Below are 17,455 nucleotides of genomic sequence, written 5' to 3' on the forward strand. Positions count from 1 at the left end.
TCACGTTGTCACCGCATAGATGAAATGGAGCATCCGAGGATGGCTCGACACCTGATCACCAGCGCGCTTCCCTACATCAACGGGATCAAGCACCTGGGCAACATGGTCGGGTCGATGCTTCCGGCGGATGTGTACTCCCGGTACCTCCGCCAGCGCGGCCACGACGTCCTGTACATCTGCGCCACCGACGAGCACGGCACCCCCGCCGAGCTCGCCGCGAAGGAGGCCGGCCTGTCGGTCGCCGAGTTCTGCGCGCAGGCCCACGACGCCCAGAAGGCGGTCTACGACGGCTTCGAGCTGTCCTTCGACTACTTCGGCCGCAGCTCCTCGCGGCAGAACGCCGAGATCACCCAGCACTTCGCGCGCCAGCTGCAGGAGAACGGCTTCATCGAGGAGCGCGCGATCCGGCAGGTGTACTCGCCGGTCGACGGCCGCTTCCTGCCGGACCGCTACGTCGAGGGCACCTGCCCGCACTGCGGCTACGACAAGGCGCGCGGCGACCAGTGCGAGAACTGCACCCGCGTCCTGGACCCCACGGACCTGATCGAGCCCCGCTCGGCCATCTCCGGCTCCACCGAGCTGGAGGTCCGCGAGACCAAGCACCTCTTCCTCCTCCAGTCCAAGCTGCAGGTCGAGGTCGAGGCCTGGGTCGCGGAGCACGAGGAGGAGTGGCCGCAGCTGGCGTCCTCCATCGCCCGCAAGTGGCTGACCGAGGGCCTGCACGACCGCGCCATCACCCGCGACCTGGACTGGGGCGTGCCGGTACCGGCCGACACCTGGCCCGAACTGGCCGCCGAGGGCAAGGTCTTCTACGTCTGGTTCGACGCGCCGATCGAGTACATCGCCTCCACCAAGGAGTGGGCGGACGCCGACCCGGAGAACCGCGACTACAAGGCGTGGTGGTACGAGGCCGAGGACGTGCGCTACACGCAGTTCATGGCCAAGGACAACGTCCCGTTCCACACGGTGATGTTCCCGGCCACCGAGATCGGCACCCGCGAGCCGTGGAAGAAGGTCGACTACGTCAAGGCCTTCAACTGGCTGACGTACTACGGCGGCAAGTTCTCCACCTCGCAGAAGCGCGGCGTCTTCACCGACCAGGCGCTGGAGATCCTCCCGGCCGACTTCTGGCGCTACTTCCTCATCGCCAACGCGCCCGAGTCCGACGACTCGTCCTTCACGTGGGAGCACTTCACCACCACGGTCAACAAGGACCTCGGCGGCACCCTCGGCAACTTCGTCAACCGCGTCCTGACCTTCTCCCGCAAGAAGTTCGGCGACGAGGTCCCTGCGGGCAGCCCGGCCGGCGAGGTCGAGGCCAAGCTGGGCGAGCAGATCGCCGAGCTGCTGGCCGAGTACGAGGGCCACATGGACTCCCTCCAGTACCGCAAGGCCGCGGCCGCGCTGCGCGCCCTGTGGTCGGCCGGCAACGCCTACCTCGACGAGAAGGCCCCCTGGCTGGAGGTCAAGACCGACCTGGACGGCGCGGCGCTCACCCTGCGCACCGCGATGAACCTGATCCACCTGTACTCGGTGGTCTCGGAGCCGTTCATCCCGGCCTCGGCGCGCACCATGCGCTCCTCCTTCGCGCTGGCCGACGACACGACGACGTGGATCAGCCCGGAGCAGGCCAGGTCGCTGGACGCGGTCCCGGCGGGTACGCCGTTCACCGTGCCGCCGGTGCTCTTCGCGCGGATCGCCGAAGAGGACCTGGAGTCGTACCGCGAGCGCTTCGGCGGCACCGAGACCGCCTGACCCTCCGGCTGAGCCAAGGGGCGCGACCTTCCGTGGTCGCGCCCCTTCGCCGTACCCCTTTCGCGTCCCCGCCCCCGCCCCCGTTTCCGCCCCCGTTTCCGTTCGCGGGCGTGCCGGGGTAGGGAAAACCCGACCGCGAAGTGTCCACCTGGATGGGCAGACCCGGCCCGCCGGCGCGGATGGAATGGGCCCATGACCCCTTCCCCTTCCGTGTGCCGGACCGCCGGCTGGTCGGCAGCGGCCGCCTGGGCGCTGTCCTTTCCGCTCGTCTCCTCGCTGGGGCCGCACCGGCTGTGGGGCTGCTGCGCGGCCGTCGGCTACCTGTGCGCCGCCGTTCTCGAATCCCGACGGCCGCGCGCCGCCCTCGCCGCCGCCCTCACGGGCGCGATCGCCGTCCCCCTGCTGTGGCTCGTGCTGAGCGGGCAGGGCCAGTCGGAGGTGATGGTCATCGAACGCTCCGGCCGGCTGCTGCTGGAGACCGGGCGGATGTACGTGGACCGGCCGGCGGGGGTGGCGCAGTACACCCCGTACCTGCCGGCCATGGCGGCCTTCGGCATCCCGCACGCCGTGCTGGGCGGCCCGCTGGGCGATGCCCGCCTCTGGTGCGCGGCCGCGCTGTTGGGCGGCATGTGGGCCGGGCGCCGGCTGCTGGGCGGGCCGCGCTCCCCGTGGCTGCCGCTGCTGGTGGCCTCGCCGGTGGTGGCCCTGCCGCTGGCGGTGAGCGGGGTGGACCTTCCGCTGGCCGGGCTGCTCTGCCTGGCGCTGGCGGCCGCGGGGGCCGGGCGGCCGGTCCTGGCCGGAGCGGTGCTCGCCGGAGCCTGCGCGCTCAAATGGACGGCGCTGCCCGCGGTGGCCGTGGCGGTGGCCCTGCTCGCCGCCTGCCGCGGCCGCCGAGCGGCGTTGCGCTGCGCTCTCGTGGCCCTGCTGGGCTCGGCCGGACTGATCCTGCCCAGTGCGCTGCTCCAGCCGGCGGAGCTCTGGCGGCAGGTCTTCGCCTTCCCGACCGGACGGGCCGAGGTCCCCACCCCGGCGAGCAGTCCGCTTCCCGGGCATCTGCTGGCCGGGCTGGGCTCGTGGGGCTGGTACCTGACGGTGGCCCTGCTCGCGGTGGGCGCCCTCGCGGTGGCGCTCTCCCTGCTGGTGCGTCCGCCGCGCACGGTGGTGGCGGCCGCCGACCGCCTCGCGACCGGTCTCGTCCTGGCCTTCGCCCTGGCCCCCGCGGGCCGCTTCGGATACCTCGCGCTGCCGGTGCTCCTGTCGGTCTGGGCCCGGTCGGCGGCCGTCGCCGCCTCCCCGCGGCAGCGCTCCCTGGTCGTGGCAGGTTCCGCAGGCCGCGATCCGCGAACGGGCCGGCCGGTCAGCCCTCCTCGCCCCGCAGATGGGCCAGCACCGCGAGGACGCGCCGGTTTCCCTCGGTCGGGTCGAGGTCCAGCTTCATGAAGATGCTGCCGGCGTGTTTCACGACGGCGGCCTCGGTGACGAACAGCCGGGCCGCCAGGGCCTGGTTGTTGAGGCCCTCGGCCATCAGGGCCAGCACCTCGCGTTCGCGCGGGGTGAGCCGGGCGAGCGGCCGGTCCGACGCCTGCCGCCCCAGCAGGACCCGTACGACCTCGGGGTCGATGACCGTCTGGCCCGCGGCGACCCGCTCGAGGGCGTCGAGGAACTCCGCCACCTCCCCGACCCGGTCCTTGAGCAGGTAGCCCAGCCCGGCCGGACCGCCCGCCGCCGCACCGGCCGTCAGCAGCTGGGTCGCGTACGCCGTGGCGACGTACTGCGAGAGCACGAGGACGGGCAACGCGCCGTCCCGGGAGCGCAGTTCGAGGGCGGCGCGCAGGCCCTCGTCGCGGAAACCGGGCGGCATCCGGACGTCGGTGACGACGGCATCGGGCCGCTCGGCCTCCACCGCCCGTACCAGTGCGTCGCCGTCGCCGACGGCGGCGAGGACGCGGTGGCCGCCCCGGGTGAGGAGTTCCGTCAGCCCGGCGCGCAGCAGGACCGAGTCCTCCGCCAGGATCAGCCGGAGCACGGCACCTCCACCCGGAGTTCGGTCGGACCGCCCACCGGACTGGACACCACCAGCCTGCCCTGCAACATCGCCACCCTGTCCGCGAGACCCGCCAGGCCCGCACCCGCGCCGGGATCCGCCCCGCCGCGGCCGTCGTCGGTGACGGAGAGAGTCAGCCGGCCCCCGTCGACCCTACCGGCGATTGCGATGCAGGAGGCGCCGCTGTGCTTGGCCGCGTTGGCCAGGGCCTCCGTGACCGTGAAGTACGCCGTGATCTCGACCGGTTCGGGCAGCCGCGGCACGTCCAGGTCGACGGTGACCGGTACGGGATGGCGCAGCGCGACCTCCGCGACGGCCGCCGCGAGCCCGTGGTCGGTGAGCACCTGCGGATGGATCCCCCGTACGAGGTCCCGCAGTTGCTCCAGCGCCCGGCGCGCCTCACCGCGGCCCCGGGCCACCAGCGCGGCCGCGTCGGCTGCCTGCGGCACGCGGCGCAGCTCCAGCTCGGCGAGGCCGAGGGTCATGCTGAGGGCGACCAGCTGCTGCTGCGCCCCGTCGTGCACGTCGCGTTCGATGCGCCGCCGTTCGGCCTCGAACGCGTCCACGAGGCGCACCCGGGAGCGGGTCAGCTCCAGCACGCGGGGGTCCTCCTCGCGTGCACCGAGCAGCAGGCGCGCGGTCTTCACCTGAGCTCCGGCGAGCAGCCCGGACGCGTACGCGGCCAGCACGAGCCCGAACAGTCCGACGGCGGTGCCGCCCAGAGCTTCCAGCGGGCCGGAGACGGCCCTGCCGGGGATCAGCATCACGGTCTCGGGGGCGAGGGCCCACACGACGACCGGGCTCGCGACGAGGATCAGCGAGAAGGCGAGCAGGGCGACGACCCCGAAGCCGGCCGCCCCGAACGCGGGCCCGAGCAGGGCGGCGTACCCGAGCTCCCGCCAGGTGGCCCGCTCGCGCAGCCGGGTCCGCAGCCAGGCGGCCGGGCCGGCCCCCGCGAGCGAGGTGTGCGGATCGGGCACCGGGACCGGCTCCACCCACCGCAGCCGCCACCGCTCCAGGGCGCCGAGCGGCACGCTGCCGGCGACGGCCCCGAGCAGCAGGAGCAGCCCGATCCCGGCCACCGCCAGCACCACACCCAGCCCGACGAGCACCGCCAGCGCGAGCAGGACCCCGTACCCGAGGACCGTCCCGCCGGCGAGGTACGCCCAGCAGCGCCACGGCCACCAGGAGGCGAGGAAACGGACCGGCGTCTTCAGTACCGCCCAGACGGCGACGGGCGGTTCGGCGCCCCGCGGTTCTTCGCACGGCTCCCCGGGGGCGGCGGGTTCGGACATGCGGGACATGCGACCAGCCTAGGGGGTGGCCGATGAGGCCCCCCGGGGGGAGGGCCCGCCGTCCGCGGACAGGGCGTCAGATCGTGGCGCCGAGGACCAGGAAGCCGCAGATCAGCACGAGCAGGACGGCGAGCAGCGGCCATACGAAGCGCAGGTACGTGTCGTAGCCGACCTTGGCCAGGGCCACCCCGCCGATCGTCACGGCCGTGGTCGGGACCCAGAGGTTCATCCAGCCGCTCGCCGACTGCCAGGCGGTGACCACCAGTGCCCGCGAGACCCCGGCGAAGTCCGCGAGCGGGGCCAGGATGGGCATGGCCAGCGTGGCATGGCCGGAGGTGGAGGGGATCAGGAAGGCGAGCGGGAGGTTCACCAGGAACACGATCACCGCGAACAGCCCTGACGAACTGCCCTCGACCACACCCTCGATGGAGTGCAGGACCGTGTCCGTGATCTTCGAGTTGTTCATGATGACGGTCACCCCGCGCGCCAGCATGATGACCAGCGCCGGAGAGATGAAGTCCGCGGCGCCCCGGATGATCGTGGAACTGAGCTTCGCCTCTCCCATCCGCGCCACCAGGCCCACCAGCACCGACGCGCAGATGAACAGCGCGGACAGCTGCGGGAAGGACCAGTCCAGCTCCCAGGAGTACGGGACCGCGTCCGCCTCGCCGGTCAGCGCACCGGACCAGGGCACCACCGAGAAGATCATGAAGGCGAAGACGAGGACGAGCAGGCCCAGCACCGTCCGGTGGAGGCGGGTCAGTTCCGGCTCCACCGCGTCGGCCCCGGTCGCCTTCTGCTCGCGGTCGCCCGGCAGGAACCCGCACAGGGACCTCGCCGGGTCCTTCTGGACGCGCCGCGCGTACCGGACCACGTAGAGGATCGTGACGGGGGTGAGCACCAGCCACATCGCGAAGCGCAGCGCGATGCCGTCGCCGAGCGAGATGCCGGCGGCCGAGGAGGCCACGCCGGTGGCGAAGGGGTTCACCGTGGAGCACAGCACCCCGATGCCCGCGCCCAGCACCGCGGAGCCGACGGCGACCAGCCGGTCGTAGCCGAGGGCCAGCATCATCGGCACCAGCAGCCCGTAGAAGCCGAGGGTCTCCTCCGCGAAGCCCTCCACCGTGCCGAGGACCGAGAAGACCAGCATCACCGCGGCGATCAGCAGCGCGCCCCGCTCGCGCAGCCGGTGGGCGAGGACGGCGATGCCGCGGTCCAGCGCGCCGGTGGCGAAGACGACCGTGATGAACGCGCCGATGGCGAGGACGAACAGGAACACGCCCGCGCTGCCGTAGAGGGCGCCGGTCAGGCTCGGGCCGACCTCGTGGGTCCTGAGGTCCTGGATGCCGTACAGGCCGTTGACGGGGGAGAGGAACAGGTCGTTCAGGCGGTCGGTGAAGCTCTGCGTCCCCTGGACCCGGTGGTAGGTGCCGGAGACGGGAGCGCCGCTTTCGTCGCGGTCGTACTCGCCCGCCGGGACGAGGAACGCCACCGCCCAGATCGCGACGGTGACCAGGGCCAGGATCGTCAGCGCGCTCGGGAAGGCGAACTTCTTCGCGGGCGGCGACTCCTCCTCGGGGACCGGGGGCGCGGTGGGCGGCGTCGTCACCGGGAACCTCCCTCCGCACTCCCGGGCCGATCCTCGGCCGGGTCCGGTTGCGGGCGCCGCCGAGCCGCGCGTCCGCTGCTCCGATCATGGGGCGGGGGCGCCGGGGGTGCGGTGGCGGGATGGGCCGGGCGGGTGAATGATCTCTAAGAGGGGGCGGGAGCCCTTACGCGGACACCTGGTGCTCTACGGAGGTCATCATGGATGTGCTCGTGCTCATCGGCCGTCTGCTGTTCATCGGCCTCTTCGCCTCTTCCGCGGTGAACCACCTGACCAACACGAAGGCGATGGCCGGATACACGGCATCGCGCGGAGTCCCCTTCCCCGCCCTCTCCGTCGTCGTCAGCGGACTGGTCCTGCTGGTCGGCTCGGTGAGCGTGGCGGTCGGTCTGTGGGCGGACATCGGGATGCTCCTGCTGGCCGCGTTCTGCTTCCCGACGGCCTTCCTGATGCACGGCTTCTGGGCCGAGAAGGATCCGCAGGCCAAGATGGCGGACCAGATCCACTTCTTCAAGGACGTGGCGCTCGGCGGCGCGGCACTGGTCATGTTCGCGTTCTTCGCCTACGCGGGCCACGATCTCGGGCTCATGGTCACCGGACCGGCGCTCTCCATCGGCTAGACCCTCTCCGCCGGCCGGTGCGGGCACCGGGCGCTCCTCGTGCCGATGGCTTGAATCAGCCCCTCTGTCGAAGATCTTGACGCGTCTGCGGCGTATCGAACCGCCCTTGTGATCGTTTCTTCAGCCGAAACCCTCACAACGGGAGGACGCGCGGTGACGGCTTGGCAGTACCTCGCCGGAGCGGGCATGGTGGCGGCACTCTGCCCGCTGTACGGCCACGTGGCGATCGCGGACGACGGGACGGGACCCGAGCCCGTGCGCGGCCACGGGGCCCGGCTCGACGTCTGTGTCCCGGGCGGGAAGCCGCGTCCGCCCGCCGCCGTGCCCCCGGCCGCCGTACCGCCCGCCGTGCCGCCCTCGGCGCGGCCCCCGGTACGGGTCCTCGTGCCCGGCGCCGAGCGGCCGACCGTGCACCACCCGGGGCGGGGGCCCGCGCCGGCCGTCGCGGCGCCGGGGGCGGCGCCCTCGCCGACGGCGAAGGCCCGGGCCGGGGAGGCGGAGCCCGCGCCGCCCGCGCCGGATCCGGAGGTCGCTGCCGGGCCGGATCCGGCCGCAGCCGCCGCCCCGCCCCGGGGCGCAGCGGTGGCCGCGCCCGCGACCGCCTTCCACGTGCGTCCGTACCGCTCGATCGCCCTGGAGCGGCGTACCCCGGGCGGGATGTCCACCGTGATGCTCATGGTCGTCGTCACCACCCCGGCCGTGCTCGCCGCCGCCGCGCTGCGGCCGCGTTCCAAGAGCAGCCGCAGCTGAGCCCGACCGATCCACCCGATCCACCCGATCCACCGAACCGTCAACGGGAGAACCCTCGTGTCCGAATGGCTGGTCCTGGCCGTCGCCATGGCGCTCGTCTGCGCCCTCGTCCTCGCCTGCACCGCGCTCCGGCACCGCCGGGTCGCGGAGGACGAGGACACCAGCGAAACCCCCGACGTCATCGAGTACATGACGATGATGGTGGGCGTGGTCTATGCCATCGTGCTCGGCCTGGCCATCGCGGGAGTCTGGGAGGCGCGCGGCGCCGCCGAGGACAGCGTGCGCCGCGAGGCCCAGTCGCTGTACGAGGTCACCCAGCGCGCCGACGTCTATCCGGCCGCCGTCCGCGACCGGATCCGCGGCGAGGTCGACGCGTACGTCTCCCACACCGTCGCCGTGGACTGGCCGCTGCTCACCTCGGGCCAGGGCGCCTCGGCCCAGGGCGCCGACCTGCTCGGCAAGCTGCGCACCGACGTCACCCACCAGAGCCCGGCCAACGAGCTCCAGGCACAGGCCTACCAGCCGCTGCTCGACCACATCGCGGCCGCCGACGACGCCCGGCACTCGCGCATGCAGGCCGACGAGTCCACCCTGCCGAGCGTGGTGTGGTTCGGGCTGCTGGTCGGCGGACTGGTCACGGTGGGGCTGATCTTCACCCTGCAGATCCGCCGGTCCGGGCGGGAGCTGCTGCTGGCCGGGCTGTTCAGCGCGCTGATCGTGTTCCTGCTGTTCATGGTGTGGAGCTTCGACGCACCGTACGGCCGGGAGGGCATCGATTCCGCCGGCCCGTTCCAGGACCTGTTCCCCAAGGTGGCGCTGGCCGCGGCCGAGCGCTGACCGGCCCGGGTGCAGCGGCGGCGTCGGCGAGCCGGCTCAGGCCGGTCCGCTCCCCGACAGCGCCACCTGCCGCCGTACGGCCGCCACCACCGGCGAATGCCGCAGCGCGTGCGAGATCCGTACGAGGTCGCGCGGCCCCCCGAGGGTGTCGAGGACGCTCTCCTCGCTCTCCCCGATGACCGCGCCCTCCGGGTCCGCCGAGCGGGCCTGGACGGCGGCCGCGACCATCGCCGCGTCGGCGACCGCCCGCGCGGTCTCCTCCTGCGCCCCCGCCGCCAGGGCCCGCGCGTACGCGTCCTCGCGGCGGCCGGGGTCGAAGTAGGGGCCGAGGTGCAGGAACCCGTCGTGGATGTCCGACTCGCGCTGGATCACCCGCAGTTCCGCCGGGGCCCACCAGGACATCTGCACGACGTGCGTGCCGCTGGGGGCGCCGATCTGCACCTCGTGCCAGAGCGCGCCGAGGCGCCGGTACGTCGTCCAGGTCTGCCAGCTGTCGGACAGCCGCTGGCACAGCAGCGGCAGGACGAAGCCGATCGCGCTGATCAGCGCGCCGACGGAGGCGAGCGGCGGGGCGATGTAGGTGCTGAGGTCGTCGAGGTCGTGGCCGGCCCAGCGGGCGACGACCGCGGAGATCTTGGTGGCGTCGTAGCTGAGGTTGAAGACGTAGCCCGAGACGATGATCATCAGGCCGATCCGCAGCCAGCCGTGCACCTGGAGGGACCAGCGCCAGCACATGGCCACCATCACGACGGCCGCCACCAGGTGCGCCGTCAGGTAGAGGGCGATCATCTGCTGGATGTAGGGGGTGTTGGCGTAGTACGTGTCGAAGTCGCGCAGCCGCTCGACCGGGGTGTGGCCGAGCGCGAAGAGCACCACCAGCACCACGACGACCCCGCCGTAGCCGAGCATCCAGCGGCGCGAGATGCGCCGGGTCTCCTCGGGCGGGCCGCCGCGCCAGTTCACGATCAGCACCAGGCAGGCGGCGCTGAACAGGGTGATCAGGCAGTAGACGAGCGGGGCGGAGACGTTGGTGATGCCGGTCCACTCGTTGACCGCCTCGATGGTGGGCGGGGCGGCGAAGGTGAACACCGATCCGGCCAGGATCAGCAGGGCGCAGACCGACCGCAGGAGCGGGTCGCGCCAGTTGTGCCGTAGCGCCGGCAGCTTGAAGGCGAGTGAGACCGCCAGGGCGGCTGCCGGTATGTAGTAGTCCTGGCCGTTCAACGGTCGTTCCTGTGCCCCCGGTATCCGAGCGAGGCCTCGATGCGGCCCGCCAACTGATCACGCTGTGCGGGCGCCCGATGGCCGCCGGAGCCGGCGAGCCAGGTCCGGCACCGACTGCCCAGCAGTAAACCGAACGTCTCCGCCTCGGTCTCCTCCGAGACGTCGGCGCGCGTGCGCGCGGCGACGCTCCGGACGGTCTCGCCGAGGTCGGCCCCGTCCGACAGCAGCCGGGCGGCGACGGCGGCTCCGTCGACGTGGTGGCTGCAGTGGCCGGCCTTCATGTGCCACAGCTCGTGGCCCAGGATGACCAGCTGGTGGTCGGGTGCGGTGCGTTCCTCGATGACCACCAGATCGCGGTCCGCCATGTCGAGCCACAGACCGCTGGCCGTCCCCGGCGGGAACGAGGCCATCCGGAAGTCCACCCGGCGGCCGCGGTGTCTGCTCATGCCCTCGCAGAGGGCGGCGTAGAGGTCCACGGGTTCCGCGGGCGCGGTCAACCGGAGCCCGGCCACCAGTTCGCCGCACAACCGGCGCTGCTCTCTGCCTATGCTCACCGTTCTCCCCGTCGGCGCGGATCCGGATCAGGACTCAAGGATCAGACCCAGACTCTCGACCGGGTCATCATTCATTCGGTTTGACGCTTTCGAGAAGCATGTCCAGCCACTCGGTCACCTTGTCCCGGTGTTTGTCGCTGGGCAGTTGGGCCGCGCGCCAGGCGATGCCGCGGACACCGTGGTTCTGCAGGAGTCTTGCCAGCGGATCGCCGGTCGAAGCCGCCGGGGCGGGTACGGTTTCGCGCGTGCGGCCCGCGTAGTCCTGGAGCAGCTGCTGCTCGGTCCGCTGGAGGGCGTCGGTGAGCGCCTCGGCGTCGTGGGCGGTGAGGAAGCCGGCGTGGACGCCGAAGAAGCGCTGGATCGCGTCGCAGTGCTCCATGGTGGGCCGGCGGTCGCCGTTGATCAGGGCGCCCGCCTGCTGGCGCGACATGCCGGCGCCGTCCGCGATCTCCTGCTGCGTGTAGCGGCGTCCGTTCGGTTTCAGCCGGGTGCGCCGGAGCAGGTCGAGGCGCTGGAGGAAGCGTGTCTGCAGGCAGGGCTCGACGGCGGGGCGTCCGTCCAGCAGGGACCTGACAACGTCGGCGGGTACACCGGAGGCCTCGGAGAGGCGGCGCAGGTCGAAGACCTTGTTCAGGTCGTGGCCCATCTTGCCCGCGAGTTCGGCGACGCGCGTGACGGTGGCTGCCAGGGGCGCGTTGGCCACCGCGACGGGAGCCGGGAAGCCGTCTGTCACCAGTGGTTCTCCTAGATCGCGGCGGGGTCGGTACGGGCACATGGTCGGCTTTTGGAATCTAGCCGAGGAGCCGCCGCAGGGCCAGAACTTGCCACAGCTGTGGCGGGAATGAGCTGTCAAGAGGCTGGAATTGCCACGATAGTTGACACTCGAATGAAGTCGGTAGCAGGATCGCCAGAGGAAATTGAAGATCCAGACCGTGAAGAGGGGGAGCTCTCGGTGCCACATCTCGCAGCGGTGCGCCCGTCCGATGGGCTTGCCCGAGCCGGTGAGGAGCGCCTCGCGGGCGAAGAGTCCGCACGCGGCGCAGTGCGGTCGGAGCGACGCAAGGAGATTTTGCGCCAGCGGCGCGAGGAACTGGGCCTGAGCCAGGAAGACCTCGCCGCCCGGCTGCGCATCAGCGTCCGCGCTTACGGCAACTGGGAACGCGGCCTGGTCAAGGAGTGGACCGACCGCAAACTGCTCGCCCTGGCCGAGGCCTTGGAGATGAGCGAGCGGCAGTGCTTCTGGCTCTTCCGCGTCATGGTCGACCGGGACCCGCCGCCGACCTGGCGGGCGGCCGAGGAGAGCCGGCTGCCCCAGGACCCCGCCCAGCGGGACTACCTGTGTGACTACGCGGCGCTCATGGAGTCCGTGCCGTACCCGAGCTTCCTGGTGGACCACCGCTGGGACGTGGCGCTGACCAACTCGGCCTTCGACAAGCTCTTCCAGTCGGTGCGCCCGCATCCGACCGCCCTGCCGGACGACAACTTCCTGCGCTTCGTGCTGTTCCACCCGGACGCCGCGGCCGTGCTGGAGGACCACGAACCGGCCTGGTGCGTACCGCTGCTGGCCCAGTTCGCCGGCGCGCTCGCCGCGGCCCCCGACGACGAGGGCCTGAGCAGCATCCGCCAGGAGGTGGCCCGCGATCCGTTCATGGAGGCGGCCTACCGCTACGGGGTGCCGCACTGGCTGAGCACCCACGGGGCCGACGCCGCCGAGCGCGACGGGGCCGTGCGGACCGTCCGCCACTGGGATCCGCGCTGGGGGCACGTGCGCTGCCGGATGGTGGCCGAATCCAGCCGGATGCTCGACGCGATGGGCCTCACCCGGATCACCATGATCCTCTCGACCCCGCAGGGCGCGGCGGCGGGCCCGGCCGGCATCGGCGCGACCGCCCCGCTCCACCAAGGGCCGCGGCTGCGCGCCGTGCCGTCGCTGGACGACTAGTCGGGCGAGGGACACTGGAGCCCTCCAACACGGGTCGATCACGTGTAGCGGATCGGATGCCACGGATCGTGGCACCGATCGTGGCACGGGCGAAGGGCGGTAGGGCGTGCGGCTGACCATCCTCGGCGGGGGCGGATTCCGGGTACCGCTCGTCTACGGTGCACTCCTCGGCGACCATGCCGAGGGCCGGGTCTCCCAGGTGACCCTGTACGACGAGGACCCCGCCCGGCTCGGCGCCATGGCCCGGGTGCTCGCCGACCAGGCGGCCGCCTCCGGGGCCCCCGACGCCCCGGCCGTCACCGCCACCGGGGACCTCGACGAGGCCCTGCGCGGGGCCGACTTCGTCTTCTCCGCCATCCGCGTCGGCGGCCTCGAAGGGCGCGCCGCCGACGAGCGGGTCGCGCTGGCCGAGGGCGTGCTGGGCCAGGAGACGGTCGGCGCGGGCGGGATCGCCTACGGCCTGCGGACGGTGCCGGTCGCCCGCGAGATCGCCCGCAGGGTGGCCCGTATCGCCCCCGAGGCCTGGGTCATCAACTTCACCAACCCGGCCGGGCTGGTCACCGAGGCCATGGCCGAGGAGCTCGGCGACCGGGTGATCGGGATCTGCGACTCCCCGGTGGGGCTCGGCCGACGCCTCGCCCGGCTGCTCGGCGCGAGCCCCGAGGAGGCCTGGATCGACTACGTCGGCCTCAACCACCTGGGCTGGGTGCGCGGTCTGCGCATCGGCGGCCGCGACGAACTGCCGCGCCTGCTGGCCGACACCGAGGCGCTGGAGTCCTTCGAGGAGGGCAGGCTGTTCGGCGCGCAGTGGCTGCGCTCGCTCGGCGCGATCCCGAACGAGTACCTGCACTACTACTACTTCAACCGCGACACCGTACGGGCGTACACGCAGGCCAAGCAGACCCGCGGGGCCTTCCTGCGCGACCAGCAGCGCGCCTTCTACGCCGAGGCGGGCCGCACGGACCGGCCGGCCGGGGCGGCGCTGGCCGCCTGGGACCGGACCCGGGCCGAGCGGGAGGCCACGTACATGGCCGAGAACCGCGAGGCGGCGGGCTCGGGCGAGCGCGACGGGAGCGACCTGGAGTCGGGCGGGTACGAGAAGGTGGCGCTCGCGCTGATGCGGGCCATCGCCCGGGACGAGCGGGCCACGCTGATCCTCAACGTGCGCGGTCGCGGCGTGCTGTCCGCGCTCGACGCGCAGGCGGTCATCGAAGTGCCCTGCCTGGTCGACGCGAACGGTGCGCACCCGGTGGCCGTGGACCCGCTGCCGCTGCACGCGGTGGGCCTGGTGACCTCCGTCAAGGCCGTCGAGCGGGAGGTCCTCGCGGCCGCCGCCAGCGGCTCCCGGGCGGATGCGGTCAAGGCCTTCGCCCTGCACCCGCTGGTGGACTCGGTCGGGGTGGCCCGACGGCTGCTGGACGGGTACGTGGCCGAGCATCCGGGCCTGTCCTACCTGCGCTGATCCCGCGCCGGCCGGGCCGCCGGGGTCGCCCGTACGGCCCAGTGCGCATGCGGTGGGGCGGGGGCGCTGTGAGAGTGCGAGATGTGACCACTGCCCCCGCCGAAGCCGCCCCCGAGGCCGCGGTGCCTCCCGTGCTCGACCGGCGGCGGCGCAACGTCGTCTTCGGCACGATCATGCTGGGCGTGCTGCTCGCGGCGCTGGACCAGACGATCGTCGGCACCGCGCTGCCCACGATCGTGGCGGATCTGGGCGGCGGGGAGCACATGTCGTGGGTGGTGACCTCCTACCTGCTCGCGGAGACCGTCGCGACGGTGCTGGTGGGCAAGTTCGGCGACCTCTTCGGCCGGAAACTGATCTTCCAGATCTCCGCGATCGTCTTCATCACCGGCTCGTTCCTGTGCGGCCTGGCGAGCAACATGTCCCTGCTGATCCTGTGGCGGGGCGTCCAGGGGGTCGGAGCCGGCGGGCTCATGGTCACCTCCATGGCCCTGATCGCCGACGTGGTGCCGCTGCGTGAACGCGGCAAGTACCAGGGCGCGATCGGCGCCGTCTTCGGGGTCGCGACCGTCATCGGCCCGCTGCTCGGCGGGCTGTTCACCGACCACCTCAGCTGGCGCTGGGCGTTCTACGTGAACGTCCCGATCGCGATCCTGGTGGTGATCGCGGCGGCGCGGACGATCCCCTCGGTGCGGGCGGCCGGCGGAACCCGCATCGACTACCTGGGCATCGCGCTGGTCGCGGTGGGCTCCAGCGCGCTGATCCTGGCCACGAGCTGGGGCGGCAACGAGTACGCCTGGGGTTCCGCGACGATCATCGGGCTCTTCGTGCTCGGCGTCGTGGCCCTGGCCCTGTTCTGCCTGGTCGAGACGCGGGCGCCGGAACCGATGCTGCCGATGCGGCTGTTCCGCAACCCGGTCTTCACGGTCTGCTCGGTGCTCAGCTTCGTGGTCGGCTTCGCCATGCTCGGCGCGATGACCTTCCTGCCGACGTACCTGCAGTTCGTGGACGGGGACTCGGCCACGGTCTCGGGCGTACGGACCCTGCCGCTGGTGATCGGCCTGCTGATCGCCTCCGTCTTCAGCGGGAACGTGACCAGCAAGACGGGGCAGTACCGGATCTTCCCCATCGTCGGCTGCCTGGTGATGGGGGTCGGGCTGTACCTGCTGTCGCGGATGGGCCCGGAGACGGGCGCCTGGCTGGAATCGCTGTACATGTTCGTGCTCGGCGTCGGGATCGGCCTGTGCATGCAGGTCCTGACGATCGCCGTGCAGAACACCGTGGACTACGCCGACCTCGGCACCGCCACATCCGGCGTCACGTTCTTCCGTACGCTCGGCAGCTCGTTCGGCACCGCCGTGTTCGGGACCATCTACGCCAACACCCTCGGCCCCGAACTGGAGAAGGCCGTCGCGGAGGCCGCGCGGGCCACCGGGGAGGACCCGGCGCAGCTGGCGAAGGCGGCCCAGAGCCCGCAGGGGGTGCACGGGCTCGACCCGGCGGCGGCCGCCCCCGTCATCGAGGCGTACACACACGCCCTGCACACGGTGTTCCTGTGGACCGTGCCGGTCGCCGGGGTCGGTTTCGTCGTCGCGCTCTTCCTCAAGCAGGTCCGTCTGCGGGACTCCGCCCGCGCGGCGTCGACGGACATGGGCGACGGCTTCGCCTCACCCGCCACGGCCTCCGGGGACTCGGCCAAACTGCTGGAGCTGGCGGTCGGCAAACTCGTACGGAACATGGGGCCGGAGACGGCGCGGGCGATCGTCAACGCCTCGGACACCCGGCTGGACATCGCCGGCGCCTGGGCGGTGATGCAGGTGGAGATCATGACCCGCACGGTCGGCCACGCGAGCCTCGGGCTCATCGCCTCGCGCCGCGCCCTGCCGCCGGAGGTCCTGATCCCGGTCTTCGACCGGATGGAGCAGGAGGGGTACGTGACCCGCGAGGGCGCCTTCTTCACGCTCACGCCGGCCGGGCAGCGGGAGGCCGCGACGATCTCGAAGGCGTGGGGGGACTGGCTCGGCGACCAGCTGGAGAAGGACCGCGGCCGGCCGCGGAGCGAGGAACTCCGGGCGGCGGCCGACGCGATCGCGAAGCGGCTGCTGGTGGAGGACCTGGGCGAGGGCTACTTCGCGCAGAAGACCCCGGTCGGGGTCTGATGCGGGGCCGGGGCCGGGGCCGGGGCCGGGTCCGGGACCTGGGCCGGGGCCTTGGTCGGGGCCGGATTCCGGCGGACCGCGGCGTCAGTGTCCGGCCGGCCGGCCGCTGGTGATCCGGCTCCACAGGGAGCGGGTGGCGCCGAAACCGCTCTCGTGCACCCAGACGTGGGTGCAGGAGGGGCACTGCAGGTGCAGCAGGCTGCCGGTGTTGGTGAGCAGGTAGCGCCAGTGCGAGGAGCAGGTGCGCCGCTCCTCGCAGGGCGCGCAGCCGCGTGCGTCGTCGCAGCTCGGGCAGGCCACCCAGGCGCGTCGCCCGGGGTCCGCCTGCGGGTCAAGCGGCAGCATGGCCGTCCCCGCGCGGGGCGAGCACACCGGCCTCGACCAGGGCGTCGTGGATCCGCTGCTGCTCGGCGTCGAGGCCGGAGTAGAGCAGGTCGTACGCCGCCTCCTCACCGCGCAGTACCTCGATCGGGTCCCAGTCGGGGCCGAGGGCAGCCATGACCTGGGCCCTCCGGAGGACCTCCTGGGCGGTGAGGTCGACGGTGAAGTCGACCAGCCCGGGGGTGCCCGGGTCGCTGGGGGGTGTGGGGTGGTGTGGGGCCATGCTTCTGAACTTAGGTATGCCTTCCTTCCCCTGGCAAGAGGGGGTGGGAGATGTCACAGCGGGCCGGCGGCTCCCTCGCGGCGCTACGGGGTCGGGTAGTCGTACGAGGGGACGGGCGGCAGGGTCGGGCCCAGCTCGGGGCGCCAGGCGCGCAGGACCGCCACCGAGGGCCCGTAGAGGGCCTCCGGGATCCCGTCCGGGGCGAACCACTGCCAGCGCAGGATCTTGTGCGGCTCGGTGACCTCGGGCGTGCCCGCGGCGGCGCCGGTGACGGCCCCCGCGGTCAGGCGGGTCGTCCCGGCCTCCGGGGAGAGCTGGACGACCAGGATCCGGACGTCCTCGGGGGCCACCCTCAGATCGGTCTCCTCGGCCAGTTCGCGGGCCGCGGCCTGCTCGAAGCTCTCGCCGGGGTCGACCTTCCCGCCGGGCAGCTCCCAGCGGCCGTCGTGCGCCTGGCCGAGCAGTACCCGCCCGTCGGCGTCGGTGACGACGAGGCCGACGCCGACGACGGCGTTGGGCCGGGGGACGGCCCGTACCGGGTGGCCGGGCCGGTCGTCGGGTGTGGTCATCGCTGCGCTCCGCTCTCGTCGCTTTGCCGGTTCGGCA

At 72.6% G+C, this 17,455-nt stretch carries 17 protein-coding genes; 8 read left to right on the forward strand and 9 right to left on the reverse strand.

What is annotated here, in order from left to right; genetic code table 11:
* Window positions 1–39: 39 nt before the first annotated feature.
* Window positions 40–1,755, forward strand: coding sequence for a methionine--tRNA ligase (gene metG, locus ACFYZS_RS19900; protein ID WP_389013937.1), 1,716 nt, complete (start codon window positions 40–42; stop codon window positions 1,753–1,755).
* Window positions 1,756–1,947: 192 nt separating this feature from the next.
* Complete coding sequence (locus ACFYZS_RS19905) at window positions 1,948–3,195, forward strand: glycosyltransferase 87 family protein (RefSeq protein WP_389013940.1); 1,248 nt, start codon at window positions 1,948–1,950, stop codon at window positions 3,193–3,195.
* On the opposite strand, the gene ACFYZS_RS19910 is transcribed toward ACFYZS_RS19905, so the two are convergent.
* The 3 genes from ACFYZS_RS19910 to ACFYZS_RS19920 all read right to left on the reverse strand — a co-directional run bounded on the left by ACFYZS_RS19910 (window position 3,113) and on the right by ACFYZS_RS19920 (window position 6,703).
* Window positions 3,113–3,781 (reverse strand): response regulator, encoded by a 669-nt coding sequence (locus ACFYZS_RS19910; RefSeq protein ID WP_389013943.1) that lies wholly within the window; start codon window positions 3,779–3,781, stop codon window positions 3,113–3,115. The two genes, ACFYZS_RS19905 and ACFYZS_RS19910, sit on opposite strands and share 83 nt — an antisense overlap.
* Complete coding sequence (locus tag ACFYZS_RS19915; protein WP_389014319.1) at window positions 3,769–5,094, reverse strand: sensor histidine kinase; 1,326 nt, start codon at window positions 5,092–5,094, stop codon at window positions 3,769–3,771. Before ACFYZS_RS19915 ends, ACFYZS_RS19910 begins: the two co-directional genes overlap by 13 nt.
* Window positions 5,095–5,170: 76 nt before the next feature.
* Window positions 5,171–6,703: a YfcC family protein gene (locus ACFYZS_RS19920; protein WP_389013946.1), complete on the reverse strand. Its 1,533-nt coding sequence runs from the start codon at window positions 6,701–6,703 to the stop codon at window positions 5,171–5,173.
* A gap of 197 nt (window positions 6,704–6,900) precedes the next feature.
* Here ACFYZS_RS19920 and ACFYZS_RS19925 point away from each other — a divergent pair, with 197 nt between their 5' ends.
* The 3 genes from ACFYZS_RS19925 (at window position 6,901) to ACFYZS_RS19935 (ending at window position 8,907) form a co-directional block, all read left to right on the forward strand.
* The gene (locus tag ACFYZS_RS19925) at window positions 6,901–7,320 is read left to right on the forward strand and encodes a DoxX family membrane protein (RefSeq protein ID WP_389013948.1); all 420 of its coding nucleotides are present in this window, start codon (window positions 6,901–6,903) and stop codon (window positions 7,318–7,320) included.
* Window positions 7,321–7,473: 153 nt separating this feature from the next.
* Window positions 7,474–8,070 carry a hypothetical protein gene (locus tag ACFYZS_RS19930; RefSeq protein ID WP_389013951.1) on the forward strand — a complete coding sequence of 199 codons (597 nt, stop codon included), beginning with the start codon at window positions 7,474–7,476 and terminating at the stop codon, window positions 8,068–8,070.
* Between the two features lie 57 nt (window positions 8,071–8,127).
* A complete protein-coding gene (locus ACFYZS_RS19935) occupies window positions 8,128–8,907 on the forward strand; it encodes a hypothetical protein (RefSeq protein WP_389013953.1) in 780 nt (259 codons plus the stop codon).
* 36 nt (window positions 8,908–8,943) lie between these two features.
* Here the strand turns inward: ACFYZS_RS19935 and ACFYZS_RS19940 are convergent, their stop codons facing one another.
* The 3 genes from ACFYZS_RS19940 to ACFYZS_RS19950 form a co-directional block, all read right to left on the reverse strand.
* On the reverse strand, window positions 8,944–10,131 hold the full coding sequence (locus tag ACFYZS_RS19940) for an MAB_1171c family putative transporter (protein ID WP_389013955.1): 1,188 nt from the start codon (window positions 10,129–10,131) through the stop codon (window positions 8,944–8,946).
* Window positions 10,128–10,685, reverse strand: coding sequence for a toxin-antitoxin system, toxin component (locus ACFYZS_RS19945; protein ID WP_165937371.1), 558 nt, complete (start codon window positions 10,683–10,685; stop codon window positions 10,128–10,130). The genes ACFYZS_RS19940 and ACFYZS_RS19945 overlap by 4 nt, the downstream gene beginning before the upstream one ends.
* 67 nt (window positions 10,686–10,752) lie before the next feature.
* Window positions 10,753–11,418 carry a helix-turn-helix transcriptional regulator gene (locus tag ACFYZS_RS19950; protein WP_030162198.1) on the reverse strand — a complete coding sequence of 222 codons (666 nt, stop codon included), beginning with the start codon at window positions 11,416–11,418 and terminating at the stop codon, window positions 10,753–10,755.
* Window positions 11,419–11,754: 336 nt separating this feature from the next.
* On the opposite strand from ACFYZS_RS19950, the gene ACFYZS_RS19955 reads away from it, so the two are divergent.
* The 3 genes from ACFYZS_RS19955 (at window position 11,755) to ACFYZS_RS19965 (ending at window position 16,245) form a co-directional block, all read left to right on the forward strand.
* On the forward strand, window positions 11,755–12,627 hold the full coding sequence (locus ACFYZS_RS19955) for a helix-turn-helix domain-containing protein (RefSeq protein WP_389013958.1): 873 nt from the start codon (window positions 11,755–11,757) through the stop codon (window positions 12,625–12,627).
* A 106-nt stretch (window positions 12,628–12,733) separates the two neighbouring features.
* Window positions 12,734–14,089: a 6-phospho-beta-glucosidase gene (locus tag ACFYZS_RS19960; RefSeq protein ID WP_389013960.1), complete on the forward strand. Its 1,356-nt coding sequence runs from the start codon at window positions 12,734–12,736 to the stop codon at window positions 14,087–14,089.
* A 47-nt stretch (window positions 14,090–14,136) separates the two neighbouring features.
* The gene (locus ACFYZS_RS19965; protein WP_389013962.1) at window positions 14,137–16,245 is read left to right on the forward strand and encodes an MDR family MFS transporter; all 2,109 of its coding nucleotides are present in this window, start codon (window positions 14,137–14,139) and stop codon (window positions 16,243–16,245) included.
* An 84-nt stretch (window positions 16,246–16,329) separates the two neighbouring features.
* Here ACFYZS_RS19965 and ACFYZS_RS19970 read toward each other — a convergent pair whose 3' ends face one another.
* The 3 genes from ACFYZS_RS19970 to ACFYZS_RS19980 form a co-directional block, all read right to left on the reverse strand.
* Window positions 16,330–16,590 (reverse strand): hypothetical protein, encoded by a 261-nt coding sequence (locus tag ACFYZS_RS19970; protein ID WP_389013965.1) that lies wholly within the window; start codon window positions 16,588–16,590, stop codon window positions 16,330–16,332.
* Window positions 16,577–16,849 (reverse strand): DUF6400 family protein, encoded by a 273-nt coding sequence (locus ACFYZS_RS19975; RefSeq protein ID WP_389013968.1) that lies wholly within the window; start codon window positions 16,847–16,849, stop codon window positions 16,577–16,579. Before ACFYZS_RS19975 ends, ACFYZS_RS19970 begins: the two co-directional genes overlap by 14 nt.
* Before the next feature lie 83 nt (window positions 16,850–16,932).
* Window positions 16,933–17,418: an NUDIX hydrolase gene (locus ACFYZS_RS19980; RefSeq protein WP_389013970.1), complete on the reverse strand. Its 486-nt coding sequence runs from the start codon at window positions 17,416–17,418 to the stop codon at window positions 16,933–16,935.
* Window positions 17,419–17,455: the final 37 nt, after the last annotated feature.

The sequence above is a fragment of the Streptomyces sp. NPDC001903 genome (assembly GCF_042891345.1).
Classification (GTDB): domain Bacteria; phylum Actinomycetota; class Actinomycetes; order Streptomycetales; family Streptomycetaceae; genus Streptomyces.

Coding starts and splice junctions, on each gene's coding strand:
- metG (WP_389013937.1), top strand. CDS start 40: ATGGCTCGACACCTGATCACCAGCGCGCTTCCCTACATCAACGGGATC.
- ACFYZS_RS19905 (WP_389013940.1), top strand. CDS start 1,948: ATGACCCCTTCCCCTTCCGTGTGCCGGACCGCCGGCTGGTCGGCAGCG.
- ACFYZS_RS19915 (WP_389014319.1), bottom strand. CDS start 5,094: ATGTCCGAACCCGCCGCCCCCGGGGAGCCGTGCGAAGAACCGCGGGGC.
- ACFYZS_RS19925 (WP_389013948.1), top strand. CDS start 6,901: ATGGATGTGCTCGTGCTCATCGGCCGTCTGCTGTTCATCGGCCTCTTC.
- ACFYZS_RS19965 (WP_389013962.1), top strand. CDS start 14,137: ATGCGGTGGGGCGGGGGCGCTGTGAGAGTGCGAGATGTGACCACTGCC.
- ACFYZS_RS19970 (WP_389013965.1), bottom strand. CDS start 16,590: ATGCTGCCGCTTGACCCGCAGGCGGACCCCGGGCGACGCGCCTGGGTG.
- ACFYZS_RS19975 (WP_389013968.1), bottom strand. CDS start 16,849: ATGGCCCCACACCACCCCACACCCCCCAGCGACCCGGGCACCCCCGGG.
- ACFYZS_RS19980 (WP_389013970.1), bottom strand. CDS start 17,418: ATGACCACACCCGACGACCGGCCCGGCCACCCGGTACGGGCCGTCCCC.